The 15,957-nt window shown below is 57.6% G+C and carries 14 protein-coding genes; 2 read left to right on the top strand and 12 right to left on the bottom strand.

The window, feature by feature from the left end; translation table 11 throughout:
- Positions 1 to 11: 11 nt before the first annotated feature.
- Positions 12 to 737, top strand: coding sequence for a nicotinamide riboside transporter PnuC (gene pnuC / locus ACUTSW_RS09510; protein WP_445584265.1), 726 nt, complete (start codon positions 12 to 14; stop codon positions 735 to 737).
- A gap of 37 nt (positions 738 to 774) precedes the next feature.
- Here pnuC and zitB read toward each other — a convergent pair whose 3' ends face one another.
- Genes zitB through ACUTSW_RS09495 form a run of 3 tightly spaced genes read right to left on the bottom strand, consistent with a single transcriptional unit; the run spans position 775 to position 5,554 of the window.
- Positions 775 to 1,737 carry a CDF family zinc transporter ZitB gene (zitB, locus tag ACUTSW_RS09505; RefSeq protein WP_445584264.1) on the bottom strand — a complete coding sequence of 321 codons (963 nt, stop codon included), beginning with the start codon at positions 1,735 to 1,737 and terminating at the stop codon, positions 775 to 777.
- A complete protein-coding gene (locus tag ACUTSW_RS09500) occupies positions 1,737 to 4,952 on the bottom strand; it encodes an ATP-binding protein (RefSeq protein WP_445584263.1) in 3,216 nt (1,071 codons plus the stop codon). The genes zitB and ACUTSW_RS09500 overlap by 1 nt, the downstream gene beginning before the upstream one ends.
- On the bottom strand, positions 4,949 to 5,554 hold the full coding sequence (locus ACUTSW_RS09495) for a response regulator (protein ID WP_445584464.1): 606 nt from the start codon (positions 5,552 to 5,554) through the stop codon (positions 4,949 to 4,951). The genes ACUTSW_RS09500 and ACUTSW_RS09495 overlap by 4 nt, the downstream gene beginning before the upstream one ends.
- A gap of 206 nt (positions 5,555 to 5,760) precedes the next feature.
- Between ACUTSW_RS09495 and aroG the strand changes: the two genes are divergently transcribed.
- On the top strand, positions 5,761 to 6,813 hold the full coding sequence (gene aroG / locus ACUTSW_RS09490) for a 3-deoxy-7-phosphoheptulonate synthase AroG (RefSeq protein WP_004941813.1): 1,053 nt from the start codon (positions 5,761 to 5,763) through the stop codon (positions 6,811 to 6,813).
- 80 nt (positions 6,814 to 6,893) lie between these two features.
- Here the strand turns inward: aroG and gpmA are convergent, their stop codons facing one another.
- The 9 genes from gpmA to modE form a co-directional block, all read right to left on the bottom strand.
- A complete protein-coding gene (gpmA, locus tag ACUTSW_RS09485) occupies positions 6,894 to 7,646 on the bottom strand; it encodes a 2,3-diphosphoglycerate-dependent phosphoglycerate mutase (protein WP_004941818.1) in 753 nt (250 codons plus the stop codon).
- 214 nt (positions 7,647 to 7,860) lie between these two features.
- A complete protein-coding gene (locus tag ACUTSW_RS09480) occupies positions 7,861 to 8,205 on the bottom strand; it encodes a PsiF family protein (RefSeq protein WP_013811939.1) in 345 nt (114 codons plus the stop codon).
- Positions 8,206 to 8,402: 197 nt separating this feature from the next.
- On the bottom strand, positions 8,403 to 9,446 hold the full coding sequence (gene galM / locus ACUTSW_RS09475) for a galactose-1-epimerase (RefSeq protein WP_063202856.1): 1,044 nt from the start codon (positions 9,444 to 9,446) through the stop codon (positions 8,403 to 8,405).
- Positions 9,440 to 10,591 (bottom strand): galactokinase, encoded by a 1,152-nt coding sequence (galK, locus tag ACUTSW_RS09470; protein ID WP_166728379.1) that lies wholly within the window; start codon positions 10,589 to 10,591, stop codon positions 9,440 to 9,442. The genes galM and galK overlap by 7 nt, the downstream gene beginning before the upstream one ends.
- Positions 10,588 to 11,640 (bottom strand): galactose-1-phosphate uridylyltransferase, encoded by a 1,053-nt coding sequence (gene galT, locus ACUTSW_RS09465; protein ID WP_445584262.1) that lies wholly within the window; start codon positions 11,638 to 11,640, stop codon positions 10,588 to 10,590. Before galT ends, galK begins: the two co-directional genes overlap by 4 nt.
- Positions 11,641 to 11,924: 284 nt before the next feature.
- Entirely contained in the window at positions 11,925 to 12,743 is an 819-nt protein-coding gene (locus tag ACUTSW_RS09460) for a CPBP family intramembrane glutamic endopeptidase (RefSeq protein WP_062869961.1), read from the bottom strand.
- Positions 12,744 to 12,897: 154 nt separating this feature from the next.
- A complete protein-coding gene (locus ACUTSW_RS09455; RefSeq protein ID WP_004941837.1) occupies positions 12,898 to 13,470 on the bottom strand; it encodes a cysteine hydrolase family protein in 573 nt (190 codons plus the stop codon).
- Between the two features lie 131 nt (positions 13,471 to 13,601).
- Complete coding sequence (gene modF / locus ACUTSW_RS09450; RefSeq protein WP_445584261.1) at positions 13,602 to 15,074, bottom strand: molybdate ABC transporter ATP-binding protein ModF; 1,473 nt, start codon at positions 15,072 to 15,074, stop codon at positions 13,602 to 13,604.
- Between the two features lie 90 nt (positions 15,075 to 15,164).
- Positions 15,165 to 15,956: a molybdenum-dependent transcriptional regulator gene (modE, locus tag ACUTSW_RS09445; RefSeq protein ID WP_062869963.1), complete on the bottom strand. Its 792-nt coding sequence runs from the start codon at positions 15,954 to 15,956 to the stop codon at positions 15,165 to 15,167.
- Position 15,957: the final 1 nt, after the last annotated feature.

The raw sequence follows: 15,957 nt of genomic DNA, 5'->3' as shown, positions 1-15,957 counted from the left end.
AGGAAGAACAGATGAGCTTTTTCAGTACCAGCAATATATTGGTGCACATTCCGCTGGGGGCGGGCGGTTACGATCTGTCATGGATTGAAGCCATAGGTACCTTGTTCGGCCTGCTGTGTATCTGGTACGCCAGCAAAGAGAAAATCATCAACTATCTGTTCGGTCTGATTAACGTCACGCTGTTTGCGGTGATTTTCTTTCAGATCCAGCTTTACGCCAGCCTGTTGCTGCAACTGTTCTTTTTTGCCGCCAATATCTACGGCTGGTATGCCTGGAGCCGCCAAACCCAGGACAATCAGGCCGAGCTGAAAATCCGATGGCTGCCGTTGCCGAAAGCGCTGGCCTGGGCGGCGGTGTGCGTTATCGGCATTGCCCTGATGACTTTCAATATCGACAGCGTCTTTGCCTGGCTGACGCAGCTTGCTGTGACAGTAATGCAGGGAATGGGCTTCAGCGTGCAAATGCCGCAGCTGCAGCCGGATGCTTTCCCGTTCTGGGATTCGGCGATGATGGTGCTGTCGATCGTGGCGATGATCCTGATGACGCGCAAATACGTGGAAAACTGGCTGTTGTGGGTGGTGATTGACGTGATCAGCGTGGCGATTTTCACCTACCAGGGCGTGTACGCCATGGCGCTGGAATACGTGATCCTGACGCTGATTGCGCTGAACGGTTCCTGGTTGTGGATCAAAAGTGCAGGTCGCAACCATTCCCTGCCGTTATCTTCCTCGCAATAACAAACGCAGAGGGCGCCAAACTGGCGCCCTCTTGATTTTAGTGGTGATGACCCAGATGTGAATGCGAGCCGGAATGTGAGTGGTCACTCGGCTCGGGTGCCCGGTTAATCCCGCAGTCCGGCGTATCACAGTGCTGATATTCCATCTGAATGGTGACATGGCCGATACGGTAGTGTTCCAGCAGATAAGCCTGAATGCGGCGCAGCAGGCCATCGTGGTCGTTTGGCGGTATCACTTGCGCATGCAGCGTCATCAGTTTCTGTTCGCCAATCTGCCAGACGTGAACGTGATGAATATTGCGTACCTCGGGAATATTCAGGCACAAGTCTTTTTGCAGTTTGTTGATATCCACTTCCTGCGGCGTGCCTTCCAGCAATTCGTGGAAGCTCTCTTTCAGCAACCGCCAGGCGCTGCGTAGCACCAGACAGGACACCAGTACCGACAATATCGGGTCAATCGGTGTCCAGCCGGTGCTCAGGATCACAATGGCGGCTACGATCGCCCCCACCGAGCCCAGCAAATCCCCCAATACGTGCAACGCAGCGGCCCGCACGTTGATATTCTTCTCTTCCGTACCGCGGTGCAGCAGCCAGAAGGCGAACAGGTTAGCCAGAAGCCCCGCTATGGCGATGATCAGCATCGGCGTACCCATCACCGGCTGTGGCTCGAAGAAACGCCGTATCGCCTCCCACAGGATGAATACCACGATCACCAACAGGGCGGCGGCATTGAGGAACGCGGCCAGCGTGGTCAGGCGCAAATAGCCGAAGGTATGGCGCGCGTTGGGTTTCCGCTGCGAAAAGTGTACGGCCATCAGCGCCACCAGCAGCGCCGCAGCGTCGGTGAGCATATGGCCGGCGTCGGCCAGCAGCGCCAGCGAACCGGAAATCAACCCGCCGGCCACTTCGGCGATCATAAATACCGCAGTGACTAAAAAAGCGGTCAGTAGGCGTTTACTATTACTGTCTTTTGGCAGGTGTGTCTGTGGGGAGTCCGTCATTATTTATCCTTATGTAGAGCGAAATTCAGCGCGTCAGTGCTGACCAGACCGTCCAGTTCTATCAGTATCTGTTCTACTAACGCACTCAATTCAGTATAGGCGGCCTGAGCCAACATCCCATCACGGCCGCTTTCCACCAGCAATTGGCACAGGCTTGCGGCCTCAGGCTGTTGCAACATCAGCAGACTGCCCTTGATGCGGTGTGCGGCTTGCCCAAGGCTAGGCCAGTCTTCGCCCTCCGCCGCTTTGTCAAGCCGTTGCCGGTCTTGTCGCAGCGTGGAGAGCAGCGTGGTCGCCAGGCGTTGCGCCATCTGCCGATCGTTACCGGCCATATCGGCCAGCATCCGTTGCAGGTCAGTAAGGGCTAACTGTCCTTCCAGCGCCTGCGGTTGCTGCGGTAACGCCTGAGCAATGGCGGCCAGTGAAATCGGCTTGGTCAAAAAGCGATCGATAGCCACCTGTCCCTGTGGAATGCGGGTAAATTCCTGCACGTCTGCCGAACAGAGAATAATCTGGCAGGCCGGCCGCTGATCTCGCTGTTCATCGCGTCGTATTAGTCTCGCCAATGTCAGGCCGTCTGGGCGCGGCATGTTGTAATCGATAAACAACAGGTCGAATGGCTGCCTGCGGTGCGCTTTCAGCAATGCGTAACCGTGCTCGAACAGCGCGGGTTGCAGGCCGAAGTGACGCAGTTGCCGCTCCATGAGCAGCAGGTTGGTGGGGTGATCGTCAATCAGCGCCACGCGCAGCGTGGGAGGCGGCAAGCTGAGCGGTTGGTCGTTCTGGCGTGGGGGGGCGGCATCTGGGGCGGCTTGGGTTACCGGTACTGACACCTTGACTTGCGTACCTATGCCAGGCTGTGAATGCAGCTCAATCTGGCCGCCCATTTGCTCGATAATTTCCTTGCAGATAGACAGCCCCAGCCCGGTTCCCTGAACCGAGACGCGTTGTGCACCGCGTGCGCGGTAGAAAGGTTGGAACAGCTTACCTATCTCATCGGCGGCGATGCCACAGCCGCTATCGGTCACCGTCAGCAGCAGTTCGCCCTGTTGTTTATCCTGTTCGCGCCAGCCGATATTGACCTGAATGCTGCCGCGGGGAGTGAATTTAATGGCATTATTTATCAGGTTGTTAGCCACCTGAAGTAAACGCTCACCATCAATAACAACGGCGGCGGGAAGCTGGTGGCTGGCGGTAACGCTCAAGGTTAGCGGGCGTTCGCCGATCAGCGGCTGATACAGCGCGCTGATGTGAGCTATCCAGGGTTGCAGCGCCATGGCTTTTGGCACTAGCGTCAGCGATCCGGTTTCCAGCCGGGCGTAATCTTGTAAGTCATTGAGCAGATTGAGCAAGGATGACGCCGAGCTGTAAATGACCGGCAGCCCCTCCGGCATCGGCTGGCGTTTCAGCTCCAGTTCCAGCAGGCCGAGGATGGCGTGCATCGGCGTGCGCAGTTCATGGCTGATGGTGGCCAGAAACTTGCTTTTCATCCGGTTCTCGGCTTCGGCATGACGGCGTGCCTGTTCGATCACTTCACGCTCACGTTTTTCCCGCCGCTGCAAAACAAAGCGGCGCAGGGTCAGCGCCAGCAACAGCAGGATCGCTGCCGCCAGTAGCGCCAGCAGCCAAGTAGTTTGCGGTTGCATGCGGTTGTCGTTCACCGCATCAATCAGGTTGCTGCGATCGACAATCCACTCATCGCGCAGCGATTGCAGCGTTTCCGAGGGGATCTGCATCAGGTTTTTATCGAGGATAGCCAGCAGCAGGGGCTGATCCTGACGCACGCCGAACGCCACCGGATAGGCGATATTATTGGCGGCGAACGCCAGTTTTATTGCCCCGGCATAACGTGACAGAGCGATAAAGTTCGCCGAGATCACGTTATCCACCAGCGCATCCAATTGGCCGTTGGCCAGAGCGTCATACATCGCCTTGCTGTCGGCAAAATGAATGAGCTCTTCGTTCGGCGGCACCAGCCCCTGCGCCAGATCGCCCTGCAAAACGCCGATGCGTTTGCCGGCCAGATCGCTCCAGGTAGAAATCCCGTTGGCGTACTGACCGACGTAAACCCCCCACAGCGAACGGTGAATCGGCATGCTGGCGCTGTAACGCGCCTTAACGCCGCGCGCCAGCGGCAGAGCGGTGCGGAAACTGGCCTGGCCGGATAGCACCAGTTGGTCTGCCTGTTCGGCGTTGCGCGCCCATAGCGGAGCAAAACGCAGCCCGGTGTTTTGCGCAATGATCTTGAGTATGTCGATCGCGTAGCCGCGCGGCTGGCCGTCGGAACCGCGATAGGCGAACGGGAAGTTATTCTCTATGGCGGCGTAATAAACGGTGCGGTGCTTTTCTACCCAGCTTTTTTCCATCTGCGTCAGATCGGCGTTGCCGGTATCGAGATAGCTGGGGATCTTTTTGCTCCAGCGGCTTTGAATGGCGTTCATCAACTCCATCGGCGCATCGGCGATAGCGACGTTGAGGGTGTCGATCAGTGCCGGGTTGTCGGCGGCGAAGACGAAAGACAGGTTACCGAGATTGACCGTGCTTTCGATCTGATAAAGCTGGCCGAGCTGCAACTGGTCAATAATAAAGCTGGCGCTGGCTTCGTCGGCAATAAAGTAATCGCTGCTGCCGTTCAGCAAGGCATACACCGCCTGCAGGTTGTTGTCATAACGCTGAACGTGGGAAGACACCGCCTTCAGCGCGTTGCCGGCCTGCATATCGGTCAGGGTACTGATTGCCACCCGCGCATCGGCGGAGTTAAGCATCACCCGGCGGTCATTGCTCCGATCGCGCAGCACGCGCAGGTTACTGACGTAATAAGGCTGGGAGATTTTCAGATCCTCCAGCGCCTCGTTCTGCGGAATGCCGTACAGCAGATCGATAGCGCCGCTGTGCAGCGCTTGCTCGAGCTGCGCCAGATCGGCGAAACCGTAAATCTGAAAGCGGATGCCGGTGACCTGCTGGACATAACCGAGGTAGTCGGCGTTCAACCCGTACAGATCCTCATCCACAATAATGTTATAGGGACTGGCATTCTCGCTGATGATGCCCACGCGCAGCGTCGCGTCGCGCCAGGGATTTTTCTCGCTGGCGATCAGCATGTCCGCCGGAATATTCAGGTTACTGACTAACTGATAAGACACCGGTTGCGCCGCGTACGCGACGTTGCCGAGGTTGAGCAATATCGCCAACAGCAGCAGAATGCCGCGCATCATGGCGCCAATTCTCTAAATACCGCCACCAGTTCCAACAGATTGCTGGCGCCGGTTTTGCGCAGAATATTCTTCTTGTGGGTGCTGACGGTTTTGTTGCTGATGTTCAGCATCTCGGCAATTTGCAGATTGGACAGCCCCTTGCTGAGCAGGCCGAGGATCTGCAGCTCTTTGGGCGTCAGCAGCACGCCCTCTGCCGGTTGCGTTTCTTCCGTCATCGCAGCGGCGGGAAAACTCGGCTCCCCGGCCAGCACGGTTTCAATTGCCTGCACCAATTGTTCAAGCCGGCTGCCTTTATGCACAAACCCGTTGGCACCGGCCGCCCAGGCCATACGCGCGTAGATCTCTTCTTCCTGCGCGGTGTAGATCAGGATCGGTTGCTGCGGGTAGTGGCGGCGGATTTTTTTCAGCAGTTGCAAGCCGTCTACCTGCGGCAGGCCGATATCCAGAATGACCAGCGAAAAATTGGCTGCGGCCAATTGGGCCAACGCCTGAACATCATCCTGAACCGCCTGCAGGCTATAAGGGCGGGAAGACTTCATTAGCGCCGCTTCCAGTGCGACATGAACCACAGGGTGGTCATCAACTAATAACAGAGAAGGCATGGTTTGGCTCAAGTAACGGTATCCTGATCGCTAGCATAGCGAAAAAGGAGCCACTGCGCTCTCCCGATGAAACAGCACAATCTACTGATAATTTGGCCGTTCCGCCGGGAGGCGGCAAAGGTGATTTACAGCGCTACCCTCACAGGCTAAATTGGTTGGATCTACGCTCTGTGAAATACCGCCCCTCGATACCGAATGGAAAAGTTATGAATTACCAAAATGACGATTTACGCATTAAAGAAATTAAGGAACTCCTGCCACCGGTGGCCCTGTTAGAGAAGTTTCCGGCCACTGAACGTGCAGCTGAGACGGTGTCCCTGGCGCGCAGTGCAATTCACAAGATCCTTCGCGGTAACGACGATCGCCTGCTGGTGGTCATCGGCCCATGCTCGATCCACGACACCAAAGCGGCAAAAGAGTATGCCGAGCGCCTGCTGACGCTGCGTCAGGAACTGAGTGGCGAGCTGGAAGTGGTGATGCGCGTTTACTTTGAAAAACCGCGTACCACCGTGGGCTGGAAAGGGCTGATCAACGATCCGCAGATGGATAACAGCTTCCAGATCAACGACGGTTTGCGCCTGGCCCGTAAGTTGCTGTTGGATATCAATGATAGCGGCTTGCCGGCTGCGGGGGAATTCCTCGACATGATCACCCCGCAGTACCTGGCTGATCTGATGAGCTGGGGCGCGATCGGCGCACGTACCACGGAATCCCAGGTACACCGCGAGCTGTCTTCCGGCCTGTCTTGCCCGGTTGGCTTCAAGAACGGCACCGACGGCACCATCAAAGTGGCGATTGACGCCATCAACGCTGCCAGCGCGCCGCACTGTTTCCTGTCGGTGACCAAGTGGGGTCACTCGGCGATCGTTAACACCAGCGGTAACGGCGATTGCCACATTATCCTGCGCGGCGGCAAAGAGCCGAACTACAGCGCGGCGCACGTCAAGGAAGTCAAAGACGGCCTGGTCAAGGCGGGTTTGCCGGCGCAGGTGATGATCGACTTCAGCCACGCCAACAGCAGCAAGCAGTTCAAAAAGCAGCTGGAAGTGAATGCGGACGTGTGCAAACAGGTAGCCGGCGGTGAAAAAGCGATTATCGGCGTGATGATCGAAAGCCATCTGGTGGAAGGCAACCAGAATCTGGAAAGCGGCGAGCCGCTGGTCTATGGCAAGAGCGTGACCGACGCTTGCATCGGCTGGGAAGACACGGAAACCGTGCTGCGCGAGTTGGCGGCGGCGGTTAAGGCTCGTCGCGCCTGATACGTGAGCTCGCCCCGTTAAATCGGCATAAAAAAGCCCCCGGCCAAAAACCGGGGGCTTTTTAGATCAACGGGCGAAAATTACTTCGCTTTACCCTGGTTTGCCACGGCGGCCGCTTTAGCAGCGATCTCGTCGGCATTGCCCAGGTAGTAACGTTTGATTGGCTTGAAGTTTTCGTCGAATTCATACACCAACGGCACGCCGGTTGGGATGTTCAGTTCGAGGATCTCATCTTCGCTCAGGTTATCCAGGTATTTCACCAGCGCACGCAGCGAGTTGCCGTGCGCGGCAACGATAACGCGCTCGCCGCTTTTGATGCGTGGCAGAATTTCTTCGTCCCAGTAAGGGATCACGCGATCGATGGTCAGCGCCAGGCTCTCGGTCAGCGGCAGCTCTTTTTCGGTCAGCGCCGAATAACGTGGGTCGTGGCCCGGGTAACGCTCATCATCTTTGGTCAACTCTGGTGGGGTAACGGCGAAGCCGCGACGCCATTGCTTAACCTGCTCGTCACCGTATTTCTCAGCGGTTTCAGCCTTGTTCAGACCCTGCAGCGCACCGTAGTGGCGTTCGTTCAGCTTCCAGGATTTTTCAGTCGGCAGCCAAGCCTGATCCAGTTCGTCCAGGATGTTCCACAGGGTATGGATCGCGCGCTTCAGGACGGAGGTGTAAGCAAAGTCAAAAGAGAAACCTTCATCTTTCAACAGCTTGCCTGCTGCTTTCGCTTCGGTGCGACCTTTGTCGGACAAATCAACATCATACCAACCGGTAAAGCGGTTTTCGTTGTTCCACTGGCTTTCGCCGTGACGCACCAGAACCAGCTTAGTTACAGCCATAGCTTAACTCCTTAATAATCTGACATTTCAATGATAACGAAAATCATTATATTGCCGCGGCCGGTGGCTCGGCAATCGATAGTGTCTAACCATAGCCAATTTCTTGCCGCAAAGTAAGTGCTGTTCTGAGGAAAAGCTGAATCGATCAGGCGGGCGTCACGGGGGAAACCGGCACGGCGGAATGAGATCCGGCCGTGCCGCTGGCGAAGGGCAATCAGGCAGATTTTTTCAGACAGTTGCTCATAAAGGTTTTACGCTCGTCGCCTTTCAGGCTTTTGGTTTTGGCATCGGCGTTACAGGTTTTCATTTTCTGCTGTTGCGGCGTCAGGGTTTTCGCTGCAGTGGAACCTTCTGCCTTCAGGCAGGTGCTCATGAAGGTCGTGCGGTCCGCGCCTTTCAGCGTTTTGGTGGAGGCTTGTTGATTACAATCAGTCATGCGCTTCTGTTGAGCAGCCTGCGCCGGTGAAGGCGTTTTTGTTGCGGTTGCGGTATCGGCAGCCATCAGGTTGGTGCTCAGCAGTAAACCCGCCAGTAATGGGAGTGCAGTAATCAGACGCATAGGTGTTCCTTCAGCTATTGACCGGCCAGAGATGGCCGAAAATTGTGACGCAGCACAAGGCGTTGTGCTTATCACCGTAGCCTGATTCTAGTGTGCGCTTTGGAATAAGGAAAGGCAGGTGCCGGTGGGGCCGGCGTGTAAAAAGGTAAGCATTTATAACAAACGGCCCCCGGCCGCATGGCAAGGGGCGTGGTGGTTCAGATAGGATAAAACTGATAATGGGTGGCACTTTGATATTGCTGCCCCGGCTTGAGCCAACAGTCCGGCTGCGGCCATTCCGGGTGGTGCGGGCTGTCCGGCAAAAACTCGCTTTCCAGCGCTATGCCGGCGTAACTGGCGTAGCTGCCGCCATCACGTGCCGGTGTGCCGTCCAGATAATTGCCGCTGTACAGTTGCAGCGCCGGCGCGCTGGTGAAGACGCTCATCTGCACCTGACCGTCCGCCGACCACAGGTGTGCCGCCGGGCAGTCCAATGCGCCGCAGGTACGGTGCAGCAGATAGGCATGATCGTAGCCTTTTACCCGCTGCTGATCGCGGTCGCGCAGGAAATCCTGCAGCAGCGTTTTCGGGTGGCGAAAATCCATGCCGCTGCCGTCCACCGGCGTGAGTTCGGCGTTGGGTATGCCCTCGCTGTCGACCGGCAGATAACGGTCGGCAAACAGCTGCAACCGTTGCCGACGGGCGTCGGTGTCGGCGCCGTCCAGATTGAAATAGGCGTGGTTGGTCAGATTGACCGGGCAGGCGCGATCGGTCCGGGCCTGGTAACTGATTTCCAGCCGGTTATCGGCAGTGAGCCGGTAATTGACCTGAACCTCAAGATTGCCGGGAAATCCCTGGTCGCCGTCGGGTGAATGCAGCGCGTAACTCACCTGCTGCGTATCTTGTTGAACAATCCGCCAGCGACGGGCATTGAAGCCTTCCGGCCCGCCGTGCAATTGGTGTTCCCCTTGATTGGCGAGCAGCGGATGCGGCTTGTTGCCGACCAGCAGACTGGCGTAGGCGATACGGTTGGCATAGCGTCCGACGGTGGCGCCAAGATAGGCCGCTTGCCGCTGGTAATCCGCCGGTGTCCGGCAGCCCAGCAGCAGTTCACGCGTTTTGCCCGATTTCAGCGGCAGCACGGCGGAAAGCCAGGTAGCGCCCCAATCCATCAGCGTGACCGTCATCCCGCCGGCGTTTTGCAGCCGGGTTAGCTGGTAGGGCTGGCCATCAGGGGCCAGTTGCAGGCTGTCTGTCAGCATATTCCGGCCCCCGCTGATGCCTTGCAAACGTAAAAGGTTTCCCGCAGTCCGTTGGTTTGCAACGGATATTCGCGCGCTACCGTCTCGCGCACCGGCTCCACCAATTCTTGCGGCATCAGCGCCACTATGCAGCCGCCAAAACCGCCGCCGGTCATGCGCACGCCGCCGCGATCGCCGATAACCTTTTTGACGATCTCCACCAACTGGTCGATCGGCGGCACGGTAATGGCAAAATCATCCCGCATTGAAGCGTGAGATTCCGCCATCAGCCTGCCCATCAGTTTCATATCGCCCGCCGCCAATGCATCTGCGGCGGCCAGGGTGCGATCGTTTTCGGTGATTACGTGGCGCGCTCGCTTGGCGACGATCGGATCCAATTCATGCTGGATCGGGAAGAACAGCTCCGGGCTGACGTCGCGCAGTGCCTTGACGCCGAAGAAGCGCGCGGCGGCTTCGCATTGTTCGCGACGGGTGTTGTATTCGCTGTCCACCAGCCCGCGCTTCACGTTGGAGTTGATGATCACCACGGCAATATTTTCCGGGACCGACACCGCACGGGTCTCCAGTGAACGGCAATCGATCAGCAAGGCATGATCCTGTTCACCGAGGGCGGAAATCAGCTGATCCATGATCCCGCAATTGCAGCCGACAAACTGATTCTCCGCCTCCTGGCCATTCAAAGCCAAGGCTACGCCATCCAGCGGCAGTTCATACAGCGCCTGCATCACCTGGCCAACGGCCACTTCCAGTGAGGCGGAAGAGCTGAGGCCGGCGCCTTGCGGCACGTTGCCGGCGATCACCAGATCCGCGCCGCCAAAATTGGCGTTGCGCAGTTGCAGGTGTTTGATCACGCCGCGCACGTAATCGGACCAAAGCTGGTCCGGGTGACTGACGATCGGATCGTCGAGCGAGAATTGATCCAGCTGCCCGTCGTAATCGGCCGCGATCACCCGGATCTGGCGATCGTCACGTCTGGCTCCGGCGATCACCGTTTGGTAATCAATGGCGCACGGCAATACGAAACCGTCGTTATAGTCGGTATGTTCGCCGATCAAATTCACTCGTCCTGGCGCTTGAATGGTCAGCGCGGGCGCGTAGCCAAAGCGTTGGGTGAAAATGGTGTGGGTATGATTTTTCAAACTCATTGTTTGGCTCCGGCTTCACGGTAATGAATGTCGTCAACGGCGCGCAGACGCTCTGCGGCCTGTTCTGCAGTCAGATCGCGCTGGGTTTCCGCCAGCATCTCGTAACCCACCATAAATTTACGCACCGTGGCGGAGCGCAGCAGTGGCGGATAGAAATGGGCGTGCAACTGCCAGTGACGGTTATCCGCATCGTTGAAAGGTGCGCCGTGCCAGCCCATGGAATAGGGGAAAGAGCACTGGAACAGATTGTCGTAACGGCTGGTCAGCTTTTTCAGCGCTACGGCCAGGTCACTGCTCTGCGCGACGCTCAGATCGGTAATGCGTTGCACTGCGGCCTTCGGCAGCAGCAGCGCTTCAAACGGCCAGGCGGCCCAGTAGGGCACTACGGCCAGCCAGTGTTCGGTTTCAACGATCGTACGGCTGCCGTCAGCCCGTTCACGCTGCACGTAATCCAGTAACAGAGGGGATTGGTGCTGTTGGAAATACTCGCGCTGCAGGCGGTCTTCATGCTCGACTTCGTTCGGCAGGAAGCTGTTGGCCCATACCTGCCCATGCGGGTGCGGGTTTGAGCAGCCCATGGCCGCACCTTTGTTTTCAAATACCTGGACCCACGGATAGCTGCGGCCGAGATCGGCAGTTTGTTCTTGCCAGGTGGCAATCACCCGCTCCAGAGCCGCAAGCGTCAGTTCCGGCAGGGTTTTACTGTGATCGGGGGAGAAGCAGATTACCCGGCTGGTGCCGCGCGCGCTCTGGCAGCGCATGAGCGGATCCTGGCTTTCCGGTGCCTGCGGCGTATCCGTCATCAGCGCGGCGAAGTCATTGGTGAACACATAGGTGTCCTGATAATCCGGGTTTTTATCGCCGGTAACGCGGGTATTGCCTGGGCAGAGGAAGCAGTCCGGATCGTGCTGCGGCAGCGTTTCCGGCTGCGTGGATTCCTGTTGGCCCTGCCATGGGCGCTTGGCGCGGTGCGGCGATACCAATACCCATTGACCGGTCAGCGGGTTATAGCGGCGATGGGGATGATCGATGGGATTAAAATCCGTCATTGCGGTTCCTTTTTCTTGTCCGGCGCGGCGAGTGTAATCGCTTTCATCAACTCCAGGCGCACCCTTTACAGATTAAAATGGATAACGATGCGCAAAAAGATAGCATGCCCGACGGAGTAAAAAGGTGATCCAGAGCGAAAAATGGAATCGTTTACACTTGAGGCGGCAATAAGGAACACAGGCAGTACGGCAGAGGGTTTAGGACAGAGAAAGCAGGGCAATAAGTTGGATGATAGCGTTTTCATCCATAGCGCCGGCAGAAGGACTCCTGCCGGCTGAGAAGGTCAGGGATGTTGATACACTGGATAAGTGAATAACAGCAGGTGCGTCAGATTAAGCCCAAAATGGAACAGGATCGGCACCCACAGGCGGCCGCTCCACATCCACGCCAAGCCGTAAATCAACCCGGCGAGCGTGGCGAATGCCACCATCAGCATGCCGCCGGCCAGGTGCGCGGCACCAAACACCAGTGCTGCGATAATCAATGCGGGCCAAGCGCCCAGCCATTGGCTGAGGCGTTGCTGCAGATAACCGCGAAACAGTGCTTCTTCCGCCATACAGACAAAGAACAGATTGGCCATCACAAACGCCAGGATCCAGTCCGGTGCGTGCGGCTCAATCTTCAGGCCACCGAGGGCTACGGCCACCAGCAGTAGGGCAGGCACTGCCAGTATCAGCGCGATCCAACCGGTTTTACCGGCGCTTTTACCGGTTTCAGCGGCAAACAACGTCGACAGGCAGGCGAACAGCAGGAATGGCACCAACGCTTTGTCGAAATTGTAATACATGGTGAACGGCGCGCTGAGCGGGCCGGGTTTTTCACCGTCGATCATCAACTGGTTATGGAACCCCGGCACCAGATGCAGGAATAGCGCCACGCAGCTTGCCACCACCAGCACTTCCAGCGGTATTGCCAGATTACGTTGGGCGCTGTAATGGTGTCGCAGGCCGGCCAGTGCAGCAATGACCAACACGCAGCCCAGGCTGAGCGGGGTCAATACCCCGTGGTACATCCCCATGCCCGCCGATGCGGCCAGAAATAACCAGGCAATCAGCCGGTTAAATGGCAAAAAGAATAACGAAATCGAAAGTACGCCCCACATAACTCTATCCCTTTAAAATATGCACACGGCGCTCAGTGCCTGTGCGGCGTGTGAGTATGGCGAAGTTGAGCGCTATGAAGAATAGTAACATAGAGAGGTTACAGCAAAGGTCCGGACAGTGATCTGAAGTGAGTTTATTCGGCAACTGTCGGATTTACCCTTTCATCCAGGCCTGCGAACGGGTGATTTCCGCCAGGTTTTGCAAAATATCCAGGCTTTGCTGGTGTATCTCCTCGCTCGGCGCCGCGCACAAATCCTGCAATACGGTAACCTGAAAACCTGCATCGTGAGCCTGCCGCGCGGTGCTTTCAATCGCCAGCGGGGTGCTGACGCCTCCCAGCAACAGGTGATGGCAACGATGCTGCTGCAACCAGGCTAACAAATTGTTACCGGCAAAAGCGGAAACGGCGTTCTTTTCGAACTGAAAATCCACCGGCAACACCTGTAAAGCCTTGTCCCATTGGCAACCGGGGCTGCTCAAACGCAGAGCGCCGATCTGCTTAAGGTGGTTGAACAGCGGAGAATGGGGCGGGATATCGTGATAATCGTCGGCAAAACCCACGCGCACCCAAATCACCGGAATTTTGCGTACCCGCGCATAGGCCGCAGCGACATTGGTGTTGGCAATCAGGTTATGCGCCACCACCTGTTCATGACAGTGATTCGCGCGCCCCTTGGGGCCAATCAGATCCTCGATCAGATCGATAATAATCAGTGCGGCGGACATAGCCTCTCCAAAAATGAATCCTTCATCCCTTTATGATAAAAGGCCCACTGAGATGTGTTACGCAGGAAGTGTTGCCGGATATGTCATCGGATGAGTGGCAGGGCCACCCCTCCGCAGGATTATCCAGAATGTCAGGCAAGCTGATCCTGCTGATAGCGGTAACCGTCACCGTCGGGCAAGAAGCTCAGGCGGTGGGTAATACACTGCGGCGCGTCTTCCGCATGGTGGGAAACAAACAGCAGTTGGGTGGCGCCCTGGCCGATCAGCACGTCGACAAAGCGGCGCACCAGTTGGCGATTGATCGGATCCAGCCCCTGCAAAGGTTCGTCGAGGATCAGCAACGCCGGATGCTTGACCAGCGCACGGGCGATCAACGCCAGCCGCTGCTGGCCCCAGGACAAGCTGTGAAACGGCGTATCGCCGCGGGAACCGCCCAACCCCAACAGCGCCAGCCATTGGTCGGCCAATTGCTGCTGCCGGTCAGACACGGCCTGATAGATGCCGATGGAGTCGAAAAATCCGGACAGGATCACGTTGCGTACGCTTGAGCTGACGCGGTAGTCCAGATGCAGGCTGCTGCTGACGTAGCCGATGTGGCGTTTGATATCCCAGATGGTTTCTCCGCTGCCGCGGCGGCGGCCGAACAGGGTAAGATCGTTGCTGTAACCTTGTGGATGATCGCCGGTGATCAGGCTGAGCAGGGTGGATTTACCGGCGCCGTTAGGACCGACGATCTGCCAGTGCTCACCGGGGTTAACCTGCCAGTCGAGATGATTAAGGATGGGGCGATCGTTGTAACTGACTACCCCGTCATGCAGCACGATTAACGGTTGATCCGTCGGCAAGGTGGCTTTCTGGGCAGGATCCTCGGTTTCCGGCAGCGCCAGGCCATCCAGGTTCTCGCTGTGCGCCAATTGCGCCACCAGCGCGTCCGCCATCACCTGTTGGCGCGTGCCCTGGCTTGCGAGAGTGCAATCTGCCAGCACCCCCACCTGCCGGATAAAGTCCGGCACCTCGTCAAAACGGTTGAGCACCAGTACCAGGGTATAGCCGTGCCCGGAGAGATCGTTCAGCAGCGCGGCCAATTGGGCGCGGGAATTCACGTCGAGCCCGTCGAAGGGTTCATCCAGGATCAGCAAGTCGGGCTGCGGCATTAACGCCCGGCACAGCAGGGTTTTGCGCGTTTCGCCCGTGGAAAGGTACTTAAAACGGCGCGTCAGCAGCGCAGTGATGCCAAACTGTGCGGCCAGTTGCGAGCAGCGTTCCGGGTCTTTCACTTCTTCTTGAATGATTTCCGCCGCGGTGCGGCCGGTGTCTTCTTCGCCGGGGCTGAGCAGGTCGGTATTGTTGCGTTGCCATTCGTCGCTGACCAGTTTTTGCAACTGTTCGAAGGAGATGCGCACCTGGCGGCTGAAATCGCTGCGGCGTTCGCCGCTCAGCAGCACCAGCTCATCGGCCAGCGCGCGCGCCAGGGCGGATTTTCCGCTGCCGTTGGCGCCGACAAAGGCCCAACTGTCGCCAGACCGAATCTCCAGCGCATCCAGCGTCAGGGTTCGGGTATCGCTTAAGCGAAATGAACCTTGCGAAATGTGCAACGATGACATTACCTATTCCTTATTGTGCAATTATTTGATTTAGAAATAGGCGTATTGGCGGGTGAAGTCAATCGGCAAAAACGCAACGTTACGTTGCGTTTAGCACAACGTGGCGACAATCACCCGGTCGGCGTTGAACAGGGCGTGCACCGCGCTGCCGGGTTGCAATTTAAGCTGTTGCAGTTCCTGATTGGCTACCGTGGCGCACAGGGTTTCGCCGCCCGCCAACGTCACCAGCACTTCGCTGTGATCGGCGCCCGGCTGGATGCTGGCCACCACGCCCGCCAGCGCATTGTCCGCTGCCCCGACGAGGGCCGGATCGGTATTCAGCTTCACCCATGGCGCTTTAATCAGCGCCAACACTTCCTTGCCGGGGGCGAGCTGCAGCCGGTCGGCGCTTTGTTGGGTGAGAGCCGCGCTGAGACGGGTTTTTCCATCGCTCAGTAAAATCTCCAGATGCTGCTGCACCTGCCGGTGGTCGCGTTCGATGACGGTGCCGAAGAACTGATTGCGCGCGCTGGTTTGCAGTGAAAAGCGGGAAATTGCCGCCAGCAGGCTGTCGAGCGGCAGGTTGTCTTGCTGCAATACGTCGAAGGCTTTTTGCTGGATTTGGCCCAGCAGATCGTATAATTGGATCAGCCGTTCACCGTAATGGGTGACCTGAGCGCCGCCGCCGCCCTTGCCGCCGGTGGCGCGTTCCACCACCGTTTGCTCCGCCAGCTGGTTCATTTCGTTAATGGCGTCCCAGGCGCTTTTATAGCTGATGCCCGCCAGTTTGGCGCCCTGGCTGATGGAGCCGGTATGCCGGACCTGCTTGAGCAGCGCGATGCGGCGTGGATCGGCGAACAGTTTTTGCTGGAGTTTTAGGGTAAGGAGGATTTCGGCCTGCATA

It is taken from the genome of Serratia sp. TSA_198.1, assembly GCF_052686505.1.
Note: the sequence above shows the minus strand (reverse complement) of the source record. Positions and strands in the feature narration are given on the sequence as shown.

What these genes read in the sequence shown, in the direction of transcription:
- pnuC (WP_445584265.1), top strand. Translation starts at nt 12, where the DNA reads ATGAGCTTTTTCAGTACCAGCAATATATTGGTGCACATTCCGCTGGGG.
- zitB (WP_445584264.1), bottom strand. Translation starts at nt 1,737, where the DNA reads ATGACGGACTCCCCACAGACACACCTGCCAAAAGACAGTAATAGTAAA.
- ACUTSW_RS09500 (WP_445584263.1), bottom strand. Translation starts at nt 4,952, where the DNA reads ATGATGCGCGGCATTCTGCTGCTGTTGGCGATATTGCTCAACCTCGGC.
- ACUTSW_RS09495 (WP_445584464.1), bottom strand. Translation starts at nt 5,554, where the DNA reads ATGCCTTCTCTGTTATTAGTTGATGACCACCCTGTGGTTCATGTCGCA.
- aroG (WP_004941813.1), top strand. Translation starts at nt 5,761, where the DNA reads ATGAATTACCAAAATGACGATTTACGCATTAAAGAAATTAAGGAACTC.
- gpmA (WP_004941818.1), bottom strand. Translation starts at nt 7,646, where the DNA reads ATGGCTGTAACTAAGCTGGTTCTGGTGCGTCACGGCGAAAGCCAGTGG.
- ACUTSW_RS09480 (WP_013811939.1), bottom strand. Translation starts at nt 8,205, where the DNA reads ATGCGTCTGATTACTGCACTCCCATTACTGGCGGGTTTACTGCTGAGC.
- galM (WP_063202856.1), bottom strand. Translation starts at nt 9,446, where the DNA reads ATGCTGACAGACAGCCTGCAACTGGCCCCTGATGGCCAGCCCTACCAG.
- galK (WP_166728379.1), bottom strand. Translation starts at nt 10,591, where the DNA reads ATGAGTTTGAAAAATCATACCCACACCATTTTCACCCAACGCTTTGGC.
- galT (WP_445584262.1), bottom strand. Translation starts at nt 11,640, where the DNA reads ATGACGGATTTTAATCCCATCGATCATCCCCATCGCCGCTATAACCCG.
- ACUTSW_RS09460 (WP_062869961.1), bottom strand. Translation starts at nt 12,743, where the DNA reads ATGTGGGGCGTACTTTCGATTTCGTTATTCTTTTTGCCATTTAACCGG.
- ACUTSW_RS09455 (WP_004941837.1), bottom strand. Translation starts at nt 13,470, where the DNA reads ATGTCCGCCGCACTGATTATTATCGATCTGATCGAGGATCTGATTGGC.
- modF (WP_445584261.1), bottom strand. Translation starts at nt 15,074, where the DNA reads ATGTCATCGTTGCACATTTCGCAAGGTTCATTTCGCTTAAGCGATACC.
- modE (WP_062869963.1), bottom strand. Translation starts at nt 15,956, where the DNA reads ATGCAGGCCGAAATCCTCCTTACCCTAAAACTCCAGCAAAAACTGTTC.